Below are 20,966 nucleotides of genomic sequence, written 5' to 3'. Positions count from 1 at the left end.
TTCAGCCAGACACGATCTTTTCCGGGCCGGGCGGCAAGCCTGCCGGCTCACCGGTCTTGTCCGTCGACTGATAGATTTCTTCGAACCCGTCGACGAAGCGTGCAAACAGCCGCGCAAAGGCCTGCTGGTCCTCGTCGCTCCAGTCAGCGGTCATCTGCTCGATCAGGCCATGCTTGACGCTGCGGATTTCGTTCAACAGCTTTTCACCGAGTTCCGTCGGGGCGATCAGCGAGCGGCGGCCGTCTTCCTGTGAGGCGTCACGGCGCAGGATTCCGCGTGAGACCAGATCCGCCACCAGCCGGCTGCCGCGCGAAGGGTCGATGCGCATCGCATCGGCGATGGCGCCCACTGTGACCTCGCCTCCGGCTTGCGCAATACGTCGGCTGACGTCGAGCACATCGAGATCCGTCAGTTCCAGCCCCGGCGCCACATTGGCGATTGCGATGCGGCCGACGATACGCCGACCGATCAGAAAGCGCATGCGCGTCAGCGTCTGGCCAATGTCCAGGATCGCGGCATCATGCACCGGGCGCTCGGCCGGTGGTTTCGGTGAGGACGTGGTTGGTCGTATCGGCTTGGTCATGGCGGTCTTGTAGCAAACCCGTGCGTGCGGGAAAACATGTAAATGCGAAATGCAAAAGCATGCTGTTGACCATTATATGCAAATGGCACATGATTTGGAAAGTCACACGAAAGTTTTTCCATGGACATGTCCCAGCCGGCGTTTCAGCCGCTCGTCGCCGATCCCCGCCGGCGCCTGTTGCTTTTCTTCTTCCTGATGTTTTCCATGTTCATGGCGACGCTGGACAACCAGATCGTCTCGACCGCGCTGCCCACCATCGTCGGTGAGTTCGGACAGCTTGAGCGGTTTGGCTGGATCGGGTCGTCATACCTGCTTGCCAGCAGTGCCGTCATGCCGCTTTACGGCAAGCTCGGTGACCTCTTTGGCCGCAAATACGTAATGATCGCGGCGATCATGCTTTTCACCGTCGGCTCGCTGATCTGCGGCCTTGCGTGGTCGATGGAGTCATTGATTGCCGCCCGTGTTTTTCAGGGACTTGGCGGCGGCGGCATTCTGGTGTCGATCTTTTCGGTGAATGCCGATCTGTTCGAACCCCGCGAAAGGGCAAAATATCAGAGCTACACCAGCCTCGTGATCATGGCATCGGGCAGCGTCGGGCCGCTGCTTGGCGGCACGATGAGCGACCTGTTCGGCTGGCGCTCCATCTTTCTGATCAACCTGCCGATCGGCATCATCGTGTTGACCGGGCTGATCATTCTTCTGCCCTACAAGCGCCCGGAGCGTCAGCCGAAGATCGATTATCCCGGCGCCATTCTTCTGGCTGCCGCCATCTCGTGTTTCGTGCTGTTTGCCGATAGCGGCGAGCTTTTCGGGTCGATAATTTCCATCGAAAGCGCCATCGTCGTTGCCGTTTGCGCAGTCTGCATCGCGGCCTGGATCGCCGTGGAAAAACGGGCGGCAGAACCGATCGTGCCGCTGCGCCTGTTCAGGGATTCGACCTTCACGCTGTCGCTGGTCATTTCCGCCACCAGCGGCTCGGTGGCGATCGGCATGGTCAATTATTTCGCGCTGTTCCTGCAGACCACGACTGGTCTTTCGCCGACGGCGGCTGGCCTGTTTTTCGTTGCCGTCACGGTCGGTCTGGTCATCGGTTCCATCTCGGCCGGGCGTCTGATTGCCCTGACAGGGCGCTACAAACCTTTCCTCGTGCTCGGACTGTCGCTGAACTGCATTTCGCTTGGCATCTTCTCGCAGCTTCATCCCGGTACATCACTCTATGTGATTGCACTGGTCATGCTGTTTCAGGGCCTTGCCGTCGGGTTTGGCCAGCAGGCACCGGTCATCGCGGTTCAGAATTCGGTGCCTAGAGGCGATATCGGTACGGCTACGGGTACGGTCACACTGATGCGCATGGGCGGTGCGGCGATCGCGATTTCCATCTACGGCGCCATCATCGCGGCCGGGCTTAGAGGCGTGCAGATCAACATTCCCGGTATTTCCGACATCCATTCGCTGACACCGAAACTGATGGCCGCACTTCCGGAGGCATCACGCGCGGCCGTTGCCGAGATCTATGCGGGTGCCTTCACCAATATGTTCCTGACCGCGTCCGGCATTGCTGCACTTGGTCTGATCGCCGCCATCGCCATGAAGAATGTGCGGCTGCCGTTTCGCGGCTGAACCGCGCTTGACAAACCCTCGCCAAAACCTCGGGTTCGCCCTATCTCGTCATGATGAAACCCGAGGCCCTGCTTCATCCCACCCCCGCCGGGCTGTTCTGTCCGATTGGCGGTTTTCACATCGATCCGGTACGTCCCGTCGAAAGGGCGTTGATCACGCACGGTCATTCCGATCACGCCCGCGCCGGCCACAGACACGTTCTGGCGACGCGCCAGACGCTCGATATCATGCGCATCCGCTACGGCGAGGATTTTTGCGAGAGTGAGCAGGCCGCCGAGTTCGGTGAGGTTCTCGAAGTCGGCGGCGTGACGGTCAGCTTTCATCCGGCCGGCCATGTGCTGGGATCGGCGCAGATCGCCGTCGAAAAGGGCGGGCTTCGCATCGTTGCCTCGGGTGATTACAAGCGTGGTATCGACCCGACCTGTGCATCGTTCATGCCGGTCAAATGCGACGTCTTCATCACCGAGGCGACCTTTGGCCTGCCGGTGTTTCACCATCCCGAGCCGCGCGGTGAAATCGCCAAACTGCTGCGATCGATCGAACAGTTTCCCGATCGTACCCATCTGGTCGGCGCCTATTCGCTGGGCAAGGCACAGCGGGTGATCCGGCTGATCCGCGATTGCGGTTGGGAGGAGCCAATCTATATCCACGGCGCGCTGGCGAAGCTCTGTGATTATTATGTCGGGCAAGGGATCGAACTCGGCGATCTGCGCCCTGCGACGATCGACAAGAGTACGCCCGATCTCTTCAAGGGCGCCATCGTCGTCGGCCCGCCCTCGGCCTTTCAGGATCGCTGGGCACGACGTTTCAACGAGCCGCTGATTTCGTTCGCTTCCGGCTGGATGATGGTGCGACAGCGGGCAAAACAGGGCGGCGTCGAGCTGCCGCTGGTGATTTCGGATCATTGCGACTGGCCGGAGCTGCTGGAAACCATCAGGGAGATTGCGCCCTCGGAAGTGTGGGTGACGCATGGCCGCGAGGAGGCGCTGGTGCGCTGGTGCGAGCTGCAGGGCCTGCCGGCCAAGCCGCTGCATCTGGTGGGCTATGAGGATGAGGGGGATTGATGGTGAGCGGCGTTGGTGATTGTGGCTTTACCCCCCTCTGCCCTGCCGGGCATCTCCCCCTCAAGGGGGGAGATCGCAGGGGGCATGACCTCCGCTCCATTGAGAAGACCGCTTTTTCGGAAACGCTTGTGAGTGAGGATGGACGGTGCGTCTATCCGATCTCCCCCCTTAAGGGGGAGATGCCCGGCAGGGCAGAGGGGGGGGGCTCGGCGCCGACCTATATGGCGGTGGCGCCATGAAACCATTCGCAACACTCCTCGATCGCCTCGTCCTCACCCCGTCGCGCAACGGCAAGCTCAAGCTTCTCGCCGATTATTTCCGCACGACACCCGATCCCGACCGTGGATATGGCCTTGCCGCCATTGCCGGTACGCTGGACCTCAAAAGCGTCAAGCCGGCCATGCTGCGCGAACTCGTGATGGAGCGCATGGACGAGGTGCTGTTCCGGTATTCCTACGACTATGTCGGCGACCTTGCCGAAACGATTGCGCTGGTCTGGGATGGCGGCGCCAAGGAGCGTGTCGATGATGCGAAACAACCGCATCTCGGCGAGGTCGTCACCCGCATGAATGCGCTTGGCCGCACCGAAGTCCGCTCCGCCGTTCGCGATCTGCTCGACCATCTCGATCCGTCCGCCCGTTTCGCCTTCCTGAAACTGGCGACCGGCGGACTGCGGATCGGCGTCTCCGCCCGCCTCGCCAAACAGGCACTGTCGGACATGTCGGGCAAGGATGTCACCGAAATCGAGACGCTCTGGCACGGTCTGACGCCGCCTTACGAACCACTGTTCGCCTGGCTGGAGGGCAAGGCGGAAAAGCCGGTTCTCGCCACGCCCGCCATCTTTCATTCGGTGATGCTGGCCAATCCGGTCGAGGACGGAGATCTCGAAAAGCTCGATCCCGCCGATTATGCCGCCGAATGGAAATGGGATGGCATTCGCGTGCAGATGTCGAGTTATGGCGGCACGAAAAAGCTCTATTCGCGTTCGGGTGACGATATTACCGGTGCCTTTCCCGATATCGTCGATGCCATCAATTTCGATGGCGTCATCGACGGCGAATTGCTAGTCGGCGGCACTGCCCGTTCCAACAACCCGACGCGCACCTTTTCCGACCTGCAGCACCGCCTCAACCGCAAGACGGTGACTGCGAAAATGCTGGACGATTACCCCGCTTTCGTGCGCGCCTATGATCTCCTGTTCGAAGCCGATGAAGATATCCGCGCCCAGACTTTTCTCGAACGCCGTGGCCGGCTCGGCGACATCATCGACCGCGCCCCGCACGACCGGTTCGACCTCTCCGACCTCGTGCCGTTCAAGACCTGGGACGAGCTTGATGCCGTGCGCCGTGATCCGCCCGATCCCGTCATCGAAGGCGTCATGATCAAGCGGAAGGACAGCGTCTATCAGGCCGGGCGTCTCAAGGGGCCGTGGTTCAAGTGGAAGCGCGATCCGTTCAATATCGATGCCGTCATGCTCTATGCCCAGCGCGGCCACGGCAAGCGCTCCAGCTATTATTCCGATTTCACCTTTGGTGTCTGGGCCGACGGGCCGGATGGCGAACAACTGGTGCCGGTCGGAAAAGCCTATTTCGGCTTCACCGATGCGGAGCTTGAAGTACTCGACAAGTTCGTGCGCGACAACACGACCGAGCGCTTCGGGCCGGTGCGGGCCGTGAAGGCGCAGCCCGATTTCGGTTTCGTGCTGGAGGTGGCGTTCGAAGGCATCAATCGCTCCAGCCGCCACAAGTCGGGCGTCGCCATGCGGTTTCCGCGCATCGCTCGTCTGCGGCAGGACAAGCTGCCACGCGATGCCGACCGGCTATCGACGCTGACGGCGATGATCGATGCCCGCGAAGGCTCGGCACGGTAAAAACCGCAGACGCTAATCTATGGGTTGTCGATTTCGGCAGGCGCGCTATTTTGGCGCGTGGCTATTCTGCCGCTCCCCAATCGGGATGCCGTCGTTTTCCTGCCCGGTATCCCATCCCCGTCATTGGCAGTTCTGCCATCGCCCGCATTCCCGCACTTGCTGTGCGCATCCGAGACGTATCATGACCTTTTCCGAAATTCCGTTTCCCGACCGCCCGCTGGCCATAAAGGCTTCGTCGATCACCACGCCACGCAATTATGGCTGGGCGGCACCCTTCATGTTCGTGCTCTGCGGGCTGTTCCTCTACTGGCAGGTGCCCGATCTGTGGCGTGACTACGTGATCAGCCAGAATCCCGTCATCGTGGAAAATGGCCAGTTGCGTGATGGTGAGTGCCGCGTCAGCAAGGGTGTGCTGACCATTTGCGATGCCGAACTCGCCTACAGCTATAACGGCCGTTCCTATGAGGGCAAAACCACCTTCTTTTTCGTGGATTTCCACGCCGGCGCCTATGAAACGGATCTGGTGATCTCCGCCGATCATCCCGAATTGTCGACGGTCAGCCTTGGCATCGAAAAGATGTGGAACCGCGTCATCTCCTTCGCGGTGGTGGTGGCAGTACTGGCCGGCCTCTGCGTTACCTCGGTCTTTCTCGGCTTTCGTGTCGCCTGGGTGCGCAGCCGGCTGACCACACCTGAGCCGCTGAAGCCGATCCCGGTTGAAATCGTTACCTTCAAAAGCAGTTTCGGGCGTCTGTACGTCACCTATGCCGACAAGATTGCCGACGACAAGACCAAGCGCACCGCTTACACGACCTTCGGCAAGGGGCAGGAGCCTATCATCCTTGGCGAGGCCGATGGTTCCGCCGTGGCCCTTGCCGTCCGTCATGGCACGACATCACTGCCTGTTCTCCTGGATACGGGGCTGGAGCGCATCAAGATGACGGACGAGGAACGCGCTTCGGTTCTCGCCTCGATCACGGCTGTTCAGGCGACGGTGGAAGGGCCGCAATCCATACGCGAACCGGCAAAGAAGGGCAGGTTCCTGCGCACCATTCTTGGCTTCCTGGCCATCATCCTCGTCATCGTCGGTTTGGTGCTCGGTTACTGGTACTGGTATGTGACGGCCGGCTATACGCAGTTCATGCAGGCCGGCATGGAGATCAACAACATGCTGCCGGCGCCGATGAACGAATGGGGCTGCGACCAGCTGCAGAAACGTTTTGGTGACCAGAACGCGCCTTACGGCTGCACGGCCAGCGATTTCAAAAGCTGGAAATAAAAACTATGCCGCGCGGGTCCCCGGGGAAGGACCCGCGCGGCAGATCGGGGCTGGCTTCACGTCATTGCGGCAGACAATGAGGTGACCCCGACCGGGAAGCAGCTGTTACTCCGCTGGAGAGAGAGCGGGAGCTGCCTCCGAAGCGTGATGATCCTGATGCGGCGGCTCGTCCTTGTGCTGGATGAGCGGCCGGTTTCCGGTCACTGCACGTGCCAGCATGTAGAAGACCGGGGTCATGAAGATGCCGAAGAAAGTCACCCCGATCATGCCGGAGAACACTGCGACACCCATGGCGGCGCGCATTTCCGCACCCGCACCGGTGGAGATGACCAGCGGCACGACACCCATGATGAAGGCCATGGAAGTCATCAGGATCGGGCGCAGACGCAGACGGCTGGCTTCGACCGCGGCCTGCCATGGCGTTCGTCCTTCGAACTCCAGCTCGCGGGCGAATTCCACGATCAGGATCGCGTTTTTCGCCGATAGCCCCACCAGCACCACCAACCCGATCTGGGTGAAGATGTTGTTGTCGCCACCCGTCAGCCACACGCCGGTGAGTGCTGCCAGCACGCCCATCGGCACGATCATGATGATGGCAAGCGGCAGTGTCAGGCTCTCATATTGTGCCGCCAGCACGAGGTAGACCAAAAGCAGCGCCAGCGGGAAAACGATGATGCTCGAATTGCCTGCAAGGATCTGCTGGTAGGTCAGGTCCGTCCATTCATAATCCACGCCCGAAGGCAGGGTTTCGGCAAGGATCTTTTCGATTGCCGCCTGCGCCTGGCCGGATGAGAAGCCCGGTGCCGGTGCGCCGTTGATATCGGCCGCCAGAAAACCGTTGTAACGCGTGGTGCGTTCCGGGCCTGCCGTCTCGTCCACCTTCAGCAGCGCCGAAAGCGGGATCATCTGACCCGATTGCGAACGAACCTTCAGGTTGCCGATATCATCTGCCTTGGCGCGGAATTTGGCATCGGCCTGAACGCGGACGCTGTAGGTGCGGCCGAATGCGTTGAAGTCGTTAACATAAAGCGAGCCGAGATAGATCTGCAGCGTTTCGAAAACATCGGTTACCGATACGCCCAGCTGTTCGGCCTTGGCACGGTCGAGATCGGCGTAAAGCTGCGGCACGTTGATCTGGAAGCTCGAAAAGATGCCGGTGAGTTCAGGCGCCTGGTATGCCTTGGCGATCACCGCCTTGGTGGCTTCGTCCAGCGTCTGGTAGCCGTAGCCGGCACGGTCCTCGATCTGCAGCTTGAAGCCGCCGGTGGTGCCGAGACCGTTGACCGGCGGCGGCGAGAAGATGGCGATGAACGCATCCTTGATGCCGGCATATTGCCCGTTCAAGGCCATGGCGATGCCGTCGCCGGACAGTTCCGGCGTCTTGCGGTTTTCAAAGTCGTCCAGCACGGCAAACACGACGCCGGCATTGGAGCCATTGGTGAAACCGTTGATGTTGAGGCCCGGGAACGCGATCGCGTGTTTCACGCCCGGCTGTTTCAAGGCGATGTCGCTCATCTGCTTGACGACGTCTTCGGTGCGGTCAAGCGTTGCGCCATCCGGCAGCTGGGCAAAACCGACGAGATACTGCTTGTCCTGGCTCGGTACGAAACCGCCCGGAACCGCATTGAACATGCTGTAGGTGAGACCGACCAAAGCCACATAGATGACCATGACGAGGCTCTTGCGCGACAGAAGCCCGCCGACGGTGCGGCCGTAGCCATTCGATGCCCTGCCGAACACCCGGTTGAAGCCACGGAAGAACCAGCCGAAGGCAAAGTCCATGCCGCGGGTCAGCCTGTCCTTCGGGGCGTGATGGCCCTTCAGAAGCAGGGCAGCCAGTGCCGGGGACAGGGTCAGCGAGTTGATCGCCGAGATAACCGTGGAGATGGCGATCGTCAGCGCGAACTGCCGGTAGAACTGTCCCGACAGGCCGGAGATGAAGGCAAGCGGCACGAACACGGCGACCAGAACCAACGCAATTGCGATGATCGGGCCGGAGACTTCCTTCATGGCGCGATAGGTCGCCTCACGAGGATTGTAACCGTTCTCGATATTTCTCTCGACGTTCTCCACCACCACGATCGCATCGTCCACGACGATACCGATCGCCAGCACGAGCCCGAACAGCGTCAGCGCGTTGATGGAGAAGCCGAACATGTACATGACGGCGAACGTACCGATGACCGACACCGGAACGGCGATCAGCGGAATGATCGAGGCGCGCCATGTCTGCAGGAAGATGATGACCACGAGAACGACCAGCGCCACGGCTTCAAGCAGCGTGTCGATGACCTTTTCGATCGAGGAACGCACGAATTCAGTCGTGTCGTAGACGATCTCGTATTTCACGCCGTCCGGCATCGCCTTTTGCAGCTCGTCCATGGTGGCGCGAACCGTGTTGGCAATCTCGATCGAGTTGGAGCCCGGCGCCTGAAGGACCGGGATGGCGACGGCCGGCTGGCCATCGAGCAGCGAGCGCAGCGTGTAGTCGGACGCGCCGAGTTCGATGCGGGCAACGTCACGCAGGCGGGTGATTTCGCCGTTCTCGCCGGTCTTGACGATGATGTTGCCGAATTCTTCCGGTGTCTGCAGGCGTCCCTGTGCATTGACGTTCAACTGAAGGTCGACGCCCGGCAGGCTTGGCGACGCACCGATGATGCCGGCGGCGGCCTGCACGTTCTGGCCGCGGACGGCATTGGTGATGTCGCTGGCGGCCAGCGAATGTTCGGCGGCCTTCTGCGGATCGATCCAGATGCGCATCGAATAATCGCCGGAGCCGAATACCTGTACCTGGCCGACACCCTGGATACGCGCGAGGCGGTCCTTGATGTTGAGCGTTGCATAGTTACGCAGGTAGGTCAGGTCATAACGGTCGGTGGCCGACACGAGGTTGACCACCATGATGAAGTCCGGCGAGGCCTTGATTGTGGTGATGCCGAGCGAGCGCACTTCCGTCGGAAGGCGTGGTTCGGCCTGCGACACACGGTTCTGCACCAGCTGCTGCGCCTTGTCCGGGTCGGTGCCCAGCTTGAAGGTGACGGTCAGTGTCAGCACGCCGTCGGATGTCGCCTGGCTGGACATGTAGAGCATGTCTTCGACGCCGTTAATCTGTTCTTCGAGCGGTGTTGCCACCGTCTCCGCGATCACAGTCGGGTTGGCACCGGGATAGGTTGCGCGCACCACCACGGATGGCGGCACGACTTCGGGATATTCGGAAATCGGCAGCGCGCGCATGCCAAGCAGGCCGGCCACCACGATCAGCACCGACAGCACGCCGGCAAACACCGGTCGGTCGATGAAAAATCTGGAAATGTTCATGACGGAACCCTCTCTCCAGGGGTAAAGCGAGGCATAGAGGTCTCCATCCCGCAGTCAGGTGACAGCGGGCGACCAAAGCCTCGAGGGTGAAAATCCGACCGGACTGCCGCCGGTCGGAATGGTGTTATTTCGATGCCACTTTCGCTTCGTCCTCAGGTGCCACGACGGCACCGGGGCGAATGCGCTGCAGGCCGCTGGTGACAATGCGATCACCGGGCTTCAAGCCATCTTCGACGATACGCATGCCATCCACGGCTGAGCCGAGCTGGACAGGGCGATAGGCGACGGTATTGGCCTGATCGACCACGAAGACGAACTTCTTGTCCTGATCGGTACCGATGGCCTTTTCGCTGATCAGCAGACGATCCTCGGCCTTGGGCTGGCCCATGCGAACACGCACGAACTGACCGGCGATGAGGCGACCGTCACCATTGCCGAACTCGGCGCGCACACGGATCGTGCCACTTGCCGTATTCACCTGGTTGTCGATCAGCTGCAGCTTGCCGCGGATCGGCTCGGCATTGGTGGCAAGTGTCGTCACCTCCACCGGAACCTTGTCGAGTGCCGGAAGACCGTTTTCGACCGGCACTTCCGACAGGATACGGGCGATCAGTTCCTCGCCGGCGTCAAAGCTGGCATAGATCGGATCGATCGACACGATCGTCGTCAGCGGTGTCGAGGCGGAACCCTGTGCAACGAGGTTGCCGACGGTCACCTCGATCCGGCCGGCACGGCCGGAAATCGGCGCGCGGATCTGGGTATAGTCGAGATTGAGCTGGGCGACCTTCAGCGCTGCCTTGGCTGACTGAAGGCTTGCCAGCGTATCCTGCTGGGTGCTCTGGCGTTGGGCATAATCACTCTGCGAAATGGTGTTTTTCGCCGAAAGCGTCCGGCCGCGTTCCAGTTCGGTATTGGCCAGTTCCAGCTTGGCCTCTGCGGAAGCGACAAGGCCCTGTGCCTCGGATACGGCAGCCTCGTAAGGTGCAGGATCGATGCTGAACAGCAGGTCGCCCGCCTTTACCAGGCCACCTTCACGAAAATGCACCGACTGGATGGCGCCGGCGACGCGCGGACGCAGCTGCACCCGGTCGACGGCTTCCAGGCGGCCGGAAAATTCCTGCCATGTGGTGACGCTGCGTGGCTCGACGGCGGCAACCTTGACCGGCACGGCGGGTGCGGCTGATGTCGCAGGGGCCGCGATCGCACCTTTCGGCATGTCGAGGTAGAAGGATGCGCCTGCAATGAGCGCAGCCACGCTCAGTCCGGAACCCCACAGGGCCCAGTTCTTGATCTTCGATGTCATTTTTCTCTCCTGGCGGACGCGAGCCGCCTTTTTGTTCAATTCAAAATCGCGATGAGACCCCGAACCGGCAAAGACCAAGCGTCGGCGGCATGACGTGCCTCCGTGATTTCGTTGTCTTCGATGCCGGGATAGACCTGATGAAAGATCAGGGCCTCATGTTAAAATTCAAAATTCCGCACTGTTCATATGGGTCTCCTTCGACCTTGGAATTTTCACTGCCTGTATGGAATGGGTGCCGAAACTGCGTCAGTGCAGCGTTTCGACAAACCCGGTAAACTCTGAGCAAAGAGAAGGAAGCCATTTGCCGGTTCCCTCCTTGTAGACACTTGTCCAGCCGCAATCGGCCGAAAAGACATGCTGGCGCACCGTGACGCCGCTGGCTTTCAGACGATCGGAATAAGCGATCACCTCGTCACGCAGCGGATCGTCCTCGGATGTGACGATCAACGCCGGCGCCAGATTGTTGAGGCGCGAACACAGACAGGGTGCAGCGTAAGGGTGCTGGAAGAAGGAACCGATATAATGGCTCCATCCATCTGACCATTGTTCGCGCATGCCAACCTTGTCGGCCTCGCGAAACGACGCCGACGTCATCTTCGGATCGATCATCGGCGAGAACAGCATCTGGCCTTTCAATTCGCCGGGCAAAAGATCACGTGCCTTCAGCGCCACGCCGGCCGCCACGTTGCCACCGGCTTCGTCGCCGGCCACGAAAAGTGGTGACTTGGCGCTACCGAACTGTTTGCGCTTGCCCGAAAGGCAGGCCAGCGCCTGAAAGGCGCAGTCCATCGCCTTCGGAAACATGTTCTGCGAGGCAATCGCATAGTCTGCCTCCAGCACCACGGCACCGGTTTCCGCCAGCGCCTTGGCAATCGGTCGCTCGGCTTCGCCACGGTCGCGATCCAGAAAGGCGCGGCCGCGCAGGTAAAGCACGATCGGCGCAGCCTTGCCGGCGCGGGTCCCGTCATAAAGGCGCATGGGTACAGGCGGCGTCACCGACCTGTCGAAAACGATGTTTTCCCATTGCGCAGTCATGATTGCCTCGAGCCGCAAAACCAGGAATGCGGATTGGGTTGCCGAAAATTCTGTGTCTGATATTATTATCCCATTCAAACCGCACAAGCATGCGTTTTGCGGCATCACTATTCCGATTTCATGGATAATGCTGCGACGCACTCGGAGGAATGCTCATGGATCAGCTATCGGCAATGCGCGTTTTCGTCCGGGTCGTCGAAACCGGCAATTTTACCAGAGCCGCCACCGCACTCGACATGCCGAAAACGACGGTGACCAATATGGTCCAGTCGCTGGAGGCGCATCTGCGCACCACGCTTCTCAATCGTACCACCCGGCGCGTCATGGTGACAACTGACGGCGCACTCTATTACGAACGTGCCATCCAGATCCTGTCTGAAATCGACGAACTCGACGGCTCGATGTCGAATTCGCAGGCTCAGCCTTCCGGTCGGTTGCGCGTCGAAATGGCCGGAGCCTTCGCGGATCTGATCGTCATTCCCAACCTGTGCGATTTCTACAAACGTTATCCGCAGATCCAGCTGGATATCGGTGTCGGAGACCGGCTTGTCGATTATATCGCAGAAAACGTCGACTGCGCATTGCGCGGCGGCACGCCGACCGACCAGTCGCTGATCGCCCGCAAGGTCGGCGAGCTCAAGCTGCGCACCTTCGCCGCGCCCTTCTATCTTGAAAATTTCGGCGAGCCGACGCATCCGCACGAGTTGGAAGCCAAGCATTTTTCCGTGGGGTATCTCAATGCGACGCTCGGCCGGGTGATGAGCATGGAATTCTGCCGTGGCGACGAGACCATCGAGATCAATCCGCGTTATATCATTTCGGTCAACGATGCCCGATCCTATCTCAACGCGATAATTTCCGGGATCGGCGTCGGCCAGTCGCTTGGCTTTATGGTGAATGATGCTGTCGAGCGTGGCGAACTGGTCGAGATCATGACCGACTGGGATTGCGAGACCCTGCCGCTCTACATCGTCTATCCGCAGACACGCCACCTCAGCAACAAGGTGCGGGTGTTCGTCGATTGGCTGGCCAAGCTGGTACAGGGTCTGAAGGATGGCGATCAGGCACTGCCGCCGATGCGAAAGGCCGGCTAAAGCGGTTCGGGTACATTTGGCGAAGTGAGTAGATGCATGACATACGCTGTCGAAAAAACAGGCCTCGATGTCCCGCGCGATTGGGTCATTGCCGCGACGGTCAGTGCCGCGCGTGCCGCCTTTTCCGGCCTCCAAGCACTGAGCGATGTGGAAATTGCTCAAGGTGCCCGGTTCCTGCGATCCGAGGATGGTGAGCGTTACCGCGCGGCGCATCTTCTGAAGCGTCATCTGCTTGGGGCGACAACCGGAGAACGGCCGCAAGAATTGCAGTTCGATCGCGAGGTTAACGGCAAGCCGGTGCTGCGAGGCATCACGCCGCTTGATTTCAACCTGTCGCATAGTGATGACTGGGTGATTGCCGGTGTCTCGTTGACCGGCCGTATCGGTGTCGATGTCGAAGCAGAACGGCCCGAACCTTTCTGGCGAGAGATTGCCGGATCATTCCTGACGCCGGCCGAGCTGGTCGCTGCGCGCGACAGTGATTTTCTGAAATTCTGGACGGCGAAGGAAGCTGGGTTGAAGGCGCATGGCGCAGGTTTTGCCATCATGCCGAATGGCGTCACCGTTGCCGAAGACGGAGATGGCTTTGCGATGCAGGTGGAGAGCATGGTCTTGCGCTGCTCGTGGCAGGGGTTGGACGAGACGCATATGCTGGCTGTGGCAACGACAGGCGACATGCCGGAAATCGCCATCTGCCGGAATGCCGCAGAACTGACGGCGGCATTGGAGCGTATCAGCGTTCCCGTTTCGGCAGCGGCTTCAGGCTGACAAACCTCCTGCAGGCAGGAAAGGCCTGTCGGGCGTCAATGCCCGGCCATGCCGCCTCACGCCAGCTTGGCCACGGCATCTTTCAAGCCGACGCCGCTGACGCGGGTTCTGATGGCGGATTCGACCAGATCGGTGATCGCCTGCGCCGCAATCTCGCAGGACAGGCCGCCATCGCGGATGTTGGAGATGCAATTGCGCTTTGAATCCGGCGTGCCGATCAGCGGGTCATAGGTGATATAGGCGCCAAGACTGTCGGCGGCGGAGAGACCGGGGCGCTCGCCAATCAGCACGATCGTCAATCTTGCACCAAGCGCCTCGCCGATCGGATCGCCAAGCGCCACCCGTCCCTGTTCCGCAAGAACGATCGGCGCAAGAGCAAGGCCCAGCGCGCGAAGGCGGGCCGCCAGAGGCTCGATCAGCGCTACCGCATTCGTCTCGACGGCGCTGGAAGACAGGCCGTCCGCCACCACAATGGCGATGTCCGCGGTCGTTTCGCCGCGCAGTGTTTCAAGGCTGTTGCGCGAAGCCTCCGACAACTGGCGTCCAAGATCGGGCCTGCGCACATAGATGCTGCGATCGGTGGCGCAGCTTTCCACCGAAACGGAGGGCAGGCCGAGTTCCTGCAGCCGCTGCGCAAGATTTTCGCGATCGACCAGCGACCACACGGCTTCGCGGGCGCGGGCATGATCGAGCAGAAAGGACTGCGTGGCGCGGGTCGGCAGGCCGGCACCGAAGCGGCCGAGCGCCACGCGGGCATCGGTCATCTCCTTCAGATCGATCGGTGGTGCGATTTCCACCTCATCGGCCGGCGTCATGATGGCAGCGGTCTTGGACATGTCAGGCTCCGATGAGATTGGAATTCTGCAGATAGCCGGTCAGGGCCGGTGGTGCGCCCACCAGCGTGCCATGGGCATTGGTGAGGCCGACATTCATCAGCCATTGTTCGAATTCCGGTGCCGGCGGACGGCTCAGCGTTTCGCGACAATACACGGCGTCATGGTGCGACAGCGATTGATAGTTCAGCATGATGTCGTCGGCGCCAGGAACGGTGATGACGAAATTGACATTGGCGGCGCAGAGAAGCGTCAGCAGCGCGTCCATGTCTTCCTGATCGGCATCGGCATGGTTGGTGTAGCAGACGTCGACGCCCATAGGCAGGCCGAGAAGCTTGCCGCAGAAATGGTCTTCCAGTCCGGCGCGGATGATCTGCTTGCCGTTGAAGAGATATTCAGGGCCGATGAACCCGACCACGGTGTTGACCAGCAGCGGTGAGAATTCGCGGGCAACGGCATAGGCGCGCACTTCCATCGTCTGCTGGTCGACACCGAAATGTGCATCGGCGGAAAGCGCCGCACCCTGACCGGTTTCGAAATACATCACATTGGCGCCGGGCATGCCGCGCTTCAGTGAGCGGCCCGCATCATAGGCTTCGCGCAGCAGCGCGAGATCGACACCAAAACCGGAATTGGCCTTTTGCGATCCCGCCACCGATTGAAAGACGAGATCGACCGGCGCGCCCGCCTCGATCGCCTTGATTGCCGTCGTTACGTGGCCGAGGCAGCAGGTCTGGGTGGGAATGGCCAACCGCTCGCGCAACTCATCGAGAAGCGAGACGATGCGGATATAATCCTCGGTGCTGTCGGTTGCCGGGTTCACCCCGATCACCGCGTCACCCGATCCCATCAGCAAGCCGTCGATGGCGGAGGCTGCGATGCCGCGGCTGTCGTCGGTCGGGTGGTTGGGCTGGTTGCGGGTGGAAAGACGTCCGGTAATGCCGATCGTGTTGCGGAAGCGGGTGACCACTTCGCGCTTGGCGGCAACCGAAATCAGGTCCTGCAGCCGCATGATTTTTGATACAGCCGCCACCATTTCCGGCGTGAGACCATATGTGACCGCCTCCAACTGACGCTGACCGGTTTCGGGCCTGAGCAGCCATTCGCGAAAATCGCCCACCGTCATCGAGGAAATGGGGGCAAAAGCGCGGGCATCGTGCTGGTCGGCGATCAGTTGAGAAACCTCGTCGGTTTCGCAGGGGATCAGCTCTTCCGACAGAAACGTTTTCAGCGGCAGGTCGGCCAGCGCCATCTGCGCCGCCAGCCGTTCCACCGGCCCATCGGCGGCGATGCCGGCCAGCTGATCGCCCGATTTTTCCGGCGTCGCCTTGGCCATCAGCTGCTTGAGGTCATCAAAGCGGAAGACGGTATTTTCGATCGTGGTGCGATAGGACATGAGCTGCTTACTGGTTCAGGAATGCCAAGGCTTCGTCATGAAGCTTGGGTGTGGCGCTGGCCAGCACCCGGCCTTCCGAGTGGATCGAAAGCGGTTTTCCCTCCCAATCGGTAATGCAGCCTCCTGAACCCTGCACCACCGGCACCAATGCCATGTAATCGTACGGCTGCAGCCCGGTTTCAAGCACCAAGTCGCAATGACCGGATGCCAGCAGGCCATAAATATAACAATCGCCACCGAAACGTCGCAGTTTTGCCCCCCGCGACAGTGTTTCGAATTTTTGTGCCTCGTCGTCTGCAAACATGTCGGGTGAGGTCGTGTAGAAACGCGCCTCTGGAATGCTCTGGCATTCGCTGGTGCGCGCCGGCTTGCCCGCAAACACGGTTCCATCAGGTCCGCCCTGCCAGCGCTCGCCGGTGGCCGGCATGTCGATCATGCCGCAGAACGGCTTTTCCTCGAATGTCAGCGAGATCAGCGTGCCGAACAGCGGAAAGCCGGTGATGAAACTTTTCGTGCCGTCGATCGGATCGAGCACCCAGGTAAATGCATTGCCGGGCTTGATGCCCATTTCCTCGCCATAGATACCGTGTTCGGGAAAGCGTGCCTCAATCATATCCCGCAGATGTTTTTCGATCGTGCGATCGGCGATCGTCACCGGGCTTTCGTCGAGTTTCGAAATGATGTCGAGCGGCGTGCGAAAATAGGAAAGCGCCAACGGTCTTGCCGCATCGGCAAGCTCGGCTGCGAAGGCCAGATAGGTTTTCGCATCAGTCGCGGTGAGGTCTGACAGAGGCATTACAGGGCTTTCAAAAAGAGCGGCCAGCGCGGATCGTGAATGATCGAGCGTGCCCGCATGTGTTTCCAGATGCCGTATTTGTAGAAATCGAAATCGAGCGTGGAGATGCGGTTCTGCACCATCGCCCAGGTGCTCCACTTGATATCGGCCAGCGCCTTGTGGACGATGAAGCGGGCATGCTGGCCCTTGTCGTAGCGGCCGAAATATTCCTCGATGATCTCACAGTCGATATCCTCGCTGAAGAACATCTCGCCGCTCCAGATCGCGAGATCGTACAGCCGCTCGTTGTTGGAGGCATATTCGAAATCGATCAGCTTGATCGACTTGTCGTCGCCGACGAGAAAATTGCCGGGCATCGGATCGTTGAAACAGGGCACGAGATCGAGGCCGGCGGCTTCCAGCGCTGCGCGGGCCTGTTTGTAGGAGCGGTAGAGCCAGTCATGATCGAGCGGCCAGTGTCCGCCGAGTTCGCGCACCTGCGCGTAATGCTCCTCGATCATGTCGAACACGGTTTTCGTCAGCGGCAGAGCAGGGGCCTCGTGAAACCGGCGATAGACCCGCACGGCCTCGGCGCGGATATGCGGGTCGGCAAAATCGCGATGGGTGGAGGGGCGCCGGCCATCGATGAATTCGGCGATCTCGATATCCATGTGGTCGAGATAATCGAAGGTTTTCGGCCCGACTCCGATCGTTTCCGCCTGTTTGCTGGCGGCGGCCGCTGCCTTGCGGTCGATGAACATTTCCGTGCCGCGGCCGGGGATTTTCAGGAAATAGCCGAGCGCGTCGCCCTCGACCTCGATGCGAAAATTGGTGTTGCTGATGCCGCCGGTGACAGGGCGATATCTCAGACGGCGTCCCTTCCAGGCTTGCACCTGAACGATGGCCGTCTCGACCGCCCGTTCGGCGTCGGACTTTGCCATTCCCAGTTCGTTCATGTCGTCGTTCCCATTTTTTGTTTTTGTGGGTCGTTTCAGAGATTGCGCAGCCGCCCTTCGAAATCGGGATGGCCGAGTGCCATGCGGCAGCGCAGGAAACGCCAGCCGGCATATTTCAGGAATTCTATGCCGCGCGGCGGCGAACGCATTTCGAGGATCAGGCTGCGCAAGGCCCAGTAGAAATCGTCGGCTGCGGCATAGATGCGGCAGCGGTTGAAGGCCTTTTCGCTGAAGGCACCGTCGTGGATTTCCAGAAGCGGCTTCATGGCGGTCTCGAACTGGTAGAGTTCGTTCATCTGCACGCCGAGCTGATAATAGGGGTCCATATCGCCGGCCATGTCGAAATCGACCAGTTGAAGCGCGCCGTCCGGTCCCAGCATGATATTGGAGGAATGCGGATCGCCATGCGCCGGGCGAATATCGACGCCTGCCGCCTGGATCGCCTCACGCATCGGCTTCATCCATGAGAGCATCCAGTCCGCATCGCCGGGCAGCGGGACCGGGCCGGTGGAAACGATGTGCCAGAGCAGGTCGATACCATCGAAGACGGACCAGCGCCGTCCGAACAGCTCACCGCCGGCAATGGTCTTCTGCATTTCGACAAGTTGCGCCGCTCGGTCGGGATGCATCAGGTCGTCTATCTTGGCCGAGCGCCAGTTTTCATCGAGACGGGCAAACAGGATGCTTTGCGTCTCATTGTCGTAATCGACGGGCTCGGGCGAAAAACCCAGCTGGTGAAGGCGATCCGCCGCCGCAAAGGCAATGTCGTCATCCACGAGTTCCTTCACCTCGTCTATCCCGAAGCGCAGGAAATAGGCGGGCGCCGCGCCATCCACGGCAACCTCGAAGGAGCAGGATTCCACCGCCTGGTAGGATGGAGAGGCAACGGCCGGCATGGCCGGCCGGTAGGTGACGCTGCCGTTTTCGAGGACGGAAAAGGCGCGCAGCGCCTGTTCCGCCCGGATTTCGAAAACATTGCTGGGAGTGCCCGGTGTCTTCATTCAGCCGCCTCTTTTATCTGCGCGACATTCACGCCCTCGCAGGCCATCCTGTAGAGCATGTCGGCAACGATCTGGGTTCCGAGGGCATGGTCCTCGGGACTGGTGAATTCGGTGGGGTGATGGATGACGCCGTCCCGGCTGTGCACGGCCAGCACGACAGACGGGCAGACGTCGTTGACGGCAACCGCATCATGGCCGCCGATCGTATCGAGATGTCGGGCGCTCTCGCCATGGCTCGCCGCTGCCTCTTCGGCCATGGCGATCAGATCGGCGGAAAAGCGGCCGGCCCGACGGCGGTCGATGGATCGCACTTCGTAGGAGACTTCTGCTTTCGCGGCAGCTTCCTCGATTTTGACCTTCATCTTGCGTTCGGCCTCGGCCAACACCTCCGGCGAGCCTGAACGCAATTCGATGAAAAGAACGGCTTCGGAAGGGACGGTGTTGGGTGAGTTCGGAAATACTTCCAGACGACCGACGGACGTATGCAGGTCCAGCCCATGTTCGCCGGCCATCTGCTTCAGGTCGGCGATCAGATAGGCAGCGCCCAGAACCGCATCCTTGCGCTGCGCCATCGGGGTGGCGCCGGTATGGGCCTGCCGCCCGAGGAAGGCGAGGCGGTATTTGGTGGCGCCCCAGTGGCGGGTAAAGATGCCGAACCGTTCGCCGACGCTGGAAAGCGTGCTGTCGCCCTCGATATGCAATTCGATCAAGGCATCGGGGATTTCCACCTTGTCCGTGCCGGCATAACCGATCGCTTCGAGCGACTGCCGCACGGTGATGCCATCGCCATCGGCGCGGTCAAGCGCCCAGTCCAGTTTCGCCGCACCGGTGAAGACGCTGCTGCCGAGCAGGCTCGGCTGGAAACGCGCGCCTTCCTCGTTGGTCCAGTTGACCACCTGGAAATTGCAGGCGGAAAGCCGGCCCTCCGCCTTCAAGCGTTCGGTCACGGCAAGGATCGCCTCGCAGGCGGAAATCACGCCAAGCGCGCCATCGAAGCGGCCGCCATTCGGCTGGCTGTCGATATGGGAGCCGACCATCACCACCGGCGCGTTGGCGCCGGCCAGCGTCATCTTGCCGAACTGGTTGCCGATCGCATCGACCTGCTGCACGAAACCGTTCTGCGCAAACCATTGGCCCAGCCAGTCGCGGGCCTCGCCATCGACCTTGGAGAGTGTCAGGCGGGTCATCGAACCGTCCGGCCCGCCGCCGAAGGTGGAGACGGTCTCCATCATCGTCTGCAGACGGTCGGTATTGATCGGGGCATTGGGGGATAAGGCGTCAGGCATGGATGACTTCCACATTCGATTGAGAAAACTGGTCTGAGAATTCGCGGCCGATGACGCCGCTGGTGATCACGGCATCGATCTCGTTGAGACCGAGCGTGTGAATGGAGCCGAGACGGCCGAATTTCGAACTGTCGGCGACGATCACCGACTTTTTGGCCTGCGTGCGGGCGATGCGGCGCAGCACCGCTTCGTCCTCGCCGAAATCCATGAAACCGCGCTCGATATGGATGGCGCTGATGGCGATGATGGCGAGGTCGAAAAAATGCTCCTTCAGCGCCGCAACCGTTTCATGGCCGTAGGTGGCCTGATAATCGGAGCGCATGCGGCCGCCGAGAACCCGCACGCTGGTTTCCGGCGCCGTGAAGAAATGCGATGCAACGGCAATCGAATTGCTGACGACGGTGAGGTCCTTGCGGTTTTCCAGATGCCTCAGGCAGGCAATCGTGGTCGTGCCGGTGTCGATGAAGATCTTCATCCCATCCTTGACCAGCGATGCCGCGGCCTCGCCGATGCGAGCCTTTTCCCTGGCGCCTACCCTCAAACGTTCGGCGAATGGCTGGTCGCTCTCGTGCTGATCGACCACGGCGCCACCATAGACACGCCGTGCATAACCGCGCGTCTCCAGTTCCTTCAGGTCGCGCCGGATCGATTCCTGGCTGACCTGCAACTGGTCCGCCAGTTCCTTCACATTGACCCGCTGCTGCTGCTTCAGCATGTCGAGGATCAGCTTGAGGCGGTGTTCGGTAAAACTCATCGGTGTTTCCTGCTTTTTTATAGCAAGGCCG

The 20,966-nt window shown here is 60.6% G+C and carries 17 protein-coding genes; 6 read left to right on the top strand and 11 right to left on the bottom strand.

Annotation, left to right across the window (positions count from 1 at the left end; translation table 11 throughout):
* Position 1: 1 nt before the first annotated feature.
* A complete protein-coding gene (locus AAIH70_RS12730) occupies positions 2-583 on the bottom strand; it encodes a MarR family winged helix-turn-helix transcriptional regulator (RefSeq protein ID WP_132275270.1) in 582 nt (193 codons plus the stop codon).
* A 120-nt stretch (positions 584-703) separates the two neighbouring features.
* Between AAIH70_RS12730 and AAIH70_RS12725 the strand changes: the two genes are divergently transcribed.
* From AAIH70_RS12725 to AAIH70_RS12710, 4 genes are all read left to right on the top strand, one after another.
* Positions 704-2,203: an MDR family MFS transporter gene (locus AAIH70_RS12725; RefSeq protein WP_165932043.1), complete on the top strand. Its 1,500-nt coding sequence runs from the start codon at positions 704-706 to the stop codon at positions 2,201-2,203.
* A 53-nt stretch (positions 2,204-2,256) separates the two neighbouring features.
* A complete protein-coding gene (locus AAIH70_RS12720; protein WP_165932051.1) occupies positions 2,257-3,267 on the top strand; it encodes a ligase-associated DNA damage response exonuclease in 1,011 nt (336 codons plus the stop codon).
* Between the two features lie 235 nt (positions 3,268-3,502).
* The gene (locus AAIH70_RS12715; RefSeq protein ID WP_430034301.1) at positions 3,503-5,137 is read left to right on the top strand and encodes a cisplatin damage response ATP-dependent DNA ligase; all 1,635 of its coding nucleotides are present in this window, start codon (positions 3,503-3,505) and stop codon (positions 5,135-5,137) included.
* A gap of 181 nt (positions 5,138-5,318) precedes the next feature.
* Positions 5,319-6,416: a hypothetical protein gene (locus AAIH70_RS12710; protein ID WP_430034299.1), complete on the top strand. Its 1,098-nt coding sequence runs from the start codon at positions 5,319-5,321 to the stop codon at positions 6,414-6,416.
* 105 nt (positions 6,417-6,521) lie between these two features.
* Here the strand turns inward: AAIH70_RS12710 and AAIH70_RS12705 are convergent, their stop codons facing one another.
* The 3 genes from AAIH70_RS12705 to AAIH70_RS12695 all read right to left on the bottom strand — a co-directional run bounded on the left by AAIH70_RS12705 (position 6,522) and on the right by AAIH70_RS12695 (position 12,072).
* Positions 6,522-9,734 carry an efflux RND transporter permease subunit gene (locus tag AAIH70_RS12705; RefSeq protein ID WP_132275282.1) on the bottom strand — a complete coding sequence of 1,071 codons (3,213 nt, stop codon included), beginning with the start codon at positions 9,732-9,734 and terminating at the stop codon, positions 6,522-6,524.
* A gap of 124 nt (positions 9,735-9,858) precedes the next feature.
* Positions 9,859-11,037 carry an efflux RND transporter periplasmic adaptor subunit gene (locus AAIH70_RS12700; protein WP_132275285.1) on the bottom strand — a complete coding sequence of 393 codons (1,179 nt, stop codon included), beginning with the start codon at positions 11,035-11,037 and terminating at the stop codon, positions 9,859-9,861.
* A 246-nt stretch (positions 11,038-11,283) separates the two neighbouring features.
* The gene (locus tag AAIH70_RS12695; protein ID WP_132275287.1) at positions 11,284-12,072 is read right to left on the bottom strand and encodes an alpha/beta hydrolase fold domain-containing protein; all 789 of its coding nucleotides are present in this window, start codon (positions 12,070-12,072) and stop codon (positions 11,284-11,286) included.
* A gap of 155 nt (positions 12,073-12,227) precedes the next feature.
* Between AAIH70_RS12695 and AAIH70_RS12690 the strand changes: the two genes are divergently transcribed.
* Entirely contained in the window at positions 12,228-13,166 is a 939-nt protein-coding gene (locus AAIH70_RS12690) for a LysR family transcriptional regulator (protein ID WP_132275290.1), read from the top strand.
* 36 nt (positions 13,167-13,202) lie between these two features.
* Positions 13,203-13,934: a 4'-phosphopantetheinyl transferase family protein gene (locus AAIH70_RS12685; protein WP_132275293.1), complete on the top strand. Its 732-nt coding sequence runs from the start codon at positions 13,203-13,205 to the stop codon at positions 13,932-13,934.
* A gap of 56 nt (positions 13,935-13,990) precedes the next feature.
* Here AAIH70_RS12685 and eutC read toward each other — a convergent pair whose 3' ends face one another.
* From eutC to AAIH70_RS12650, 7 genes are read right to left on the bottom strand one after another with little or no spacing between them, the layout of a single operon-like run.
* A complete protein-coding gene (eutC, locus tag AAIH70_RS12680) occupies positions 13,991-14,770 on the bottom strand; it encodes an ethanolamine ammonia-lyase subunit EutC (RefSeq protein WP_245519191.1) in 780 nt (259 codons plus the stop codon).
* Position 14,771: 1 nt separating this feature from the next.
* A complete protein-coding gene (locus AAIH70_RS12675; RefSeq protein WP_132275296.1) occupies positions 14,772-16,163 on the bottom strand; it encodes an ethanolamine ammonia-lyase subunit EutB in 1,392 nt (463 codons plus the stop codon).
* 7 nt (positions 16,164-16,170) lie between these two features.
* Entirely contained in the window at positions 16,171-16,959 is a 789-nt protein-coding gene (hisN, locus tag AAIH70_RS12670) for a histidinol-phosphatase (RefSeq protein ID WP_132275299.1), read from the bottom strand.
* Positions 16,959-17,894, bottom strand: coding sequence for a phosphotransferase (locus tag AAIH70_RS12665; protein ID WP_430034295.1), 936 nt, complete (start codon positions 17,892-17,894; stop codon positions 16,959-16,961). The genes hisN and AAIH70_RS12665 overlap by 1 nt, the downstream gene beginning before the upstream one ends.
* A gap of 35 nt (positions 17,895-17,929) precedes the next feature.
* Positions 17,930-18,895: a phosphotransferase family protein gene (locus AAIH70_RS12660; protein WP_132275305.1), complete on the bottom strand. Its 966-nt coding sequence runs from the start codon at positions 18,893-18,895 to the stop codon at positions 17,930-17,932.
* Positions 18,892-20,181 carry a Zn-dependent hydrolase gene (locus AAIH70_RS12655; RefSeq protein ID WP_132275308.1) on the bottom strand — a complete coding sequence of 430 codons (1,290 nt, stop codon included), beginning with the start codon at positions 20,179-20,181 and terminating at the stop codon, positions 18,892-18,894. The genes AAIH70_RS12660 and AAIH70_RS12655 overlap by 4 nt, the downstream gene beginning before the upstream one ends.
* A complete protein-coding gene (locus AAIH70_RS12650; RefSeq protein WP_132275311.1) occupies positions 20,174-20,935 on the bottom strand; it encodes a DeoR/GlpR family DNA-binding transcription regulator in 762 nt (253 codons plus the stop codon). The genes AAIH70_RS12655 and AAIH70_RS12650 overlap by 8 nt, the downstream gene beginning before the upstream one ends.
* Positions 20,936-20,966 lie beyond the last annotated feature (31 nt).

Source organism: Neorhizobium sp. BT27B (assembly GCF_050455485.1).
Lineage (GTDB): Bacteria > Pseudomonadota > Alphaproteobacteria > Rhizobiales > Rhizobiaceae > Neorhizobium.
Note: the sequence above shows the minus strand (reverse complement) of the source record. Positions and strands in the feature narration are given on the sequence as shown.

Bases quoted from the DNA above. Each gene is read 5' to 3' on its own strand.
- AAIH70_RS12715 (WP_430034301.1), top strand. From the start codon at position 3,503: ATGAAACCATTCGCAACACTCCTCGATCGCCTCGTCCTCACCCCGTCG.
- AAIH70_RS12725 (WP_165932043.1), top strand. From the start codon at position 704: ATGGACATGTCCCAGCCGGCGTTTCAGCCGCTCGTCGCCGATCCCCGC.
- AAIH70_RS12705 (WP_132275282.1), bottom strand. From the start codon at position 9,734: ATGAACATTTCCAGATTTTTCATCGACCGACCGGTGTTTGCCGGCGTG.
- AAIH70_RS12665 (WP_430034295.1), bottom strand. From the start codon at position 17,894: ATGAACGAACTGGGAATGGCAAAGTCCGACGCCGAACGGGCGGTCGAG.
- AAIH70_RS12655 (WP_132275308.1), bottom strand. From the start codon at position 20,181: ATGCCTGACGCCTTATCCCCCAATGCCCCGATCAATACCGACCGTCTG.
- AAIH70_RS12710 (WP_430034299.1), top strand. From the start codon at position 5,319: ATGACCTTTTCCGAAATTCCGTTTCCCGACCGCCCGCTGGCCATAAAG.
- AAIH70_RS12660 (WP_132275305.1), bottom strand. From the start codon at position 18,895: ATGAAGACACCGGGCACTCCCAGCAATGTTTTCGAAATCCGGGCGGAA.
- eutC (WP_245519191.1), bottom strand. From the start codon at position 14,770: ATGTCCAAGACCGCTGCCATCATGACGCCGGCCGATGAGGTGGAAATC.
- AAIH70_RS12700 (WP_132275285.1), bottom strand. From the start codon at position 11,037: ATGACATCGAAGATCAAGAACTGGGCCCTGTGGGGTTCCGGACTGAGC.
- hisN (WP_132275299.1), bottom strand. From the start codon at position 16,959: ATGCCTCTGTCAGACCTCACCGCGACTGATGCGAAAACCTATCTGGCC.
- AAIH70_RS12675 (WP_132275296.1), bottom strand. From the start codon at position 16,163: ATGTCCTATCGCACCACGATCGAAAATACCGTCTTCCGCTTTGATGAC.
- AAIH70_RS12720 (WP_165932051.1), top strand. From the start codon at position 2,257: ATGAAACCCGAGGCCCTGCTTCATCCCACCCCCGCCGGGCTGTTCTGT.
- AAIH70_RS12650 (WP_132275311.1), bottom strand. From the start codon at position 20,935: ATGAGTTTTACCGAACACCGCCTCAAGCTGATCCTCGACATGCTGAAG.
- AAIH70_RS12685 (WP_132275293.1), top strand. From the start codon at position 13,203: ATGACATACGCTGTCGAAAAAACAGGCCTCGATGTCCCGCGCGATTGG.
- AAIH70_RS12730 (WP_132275270.1), bottom strand. From the start codon at position 583: ATGACCAAGCCGATACGACCAACCACGTCCTCACCGAAACCACCGGCC.
- AAIH70_RS12690 (WP_132275290.1), top strand. From the start codon at position 12,228: ATGGATCAGCTATCGGCAATGCGCGTTTTCGTCCGGGTCGTCGAAACC.
- AAIH70_RS12695 (WP_132275287.1), bottom strand. From the start codon at position 12,072: ATGACTGCGCAATGGGAAAACATCGTTTTCGACAGGTCGGTGACGCCG.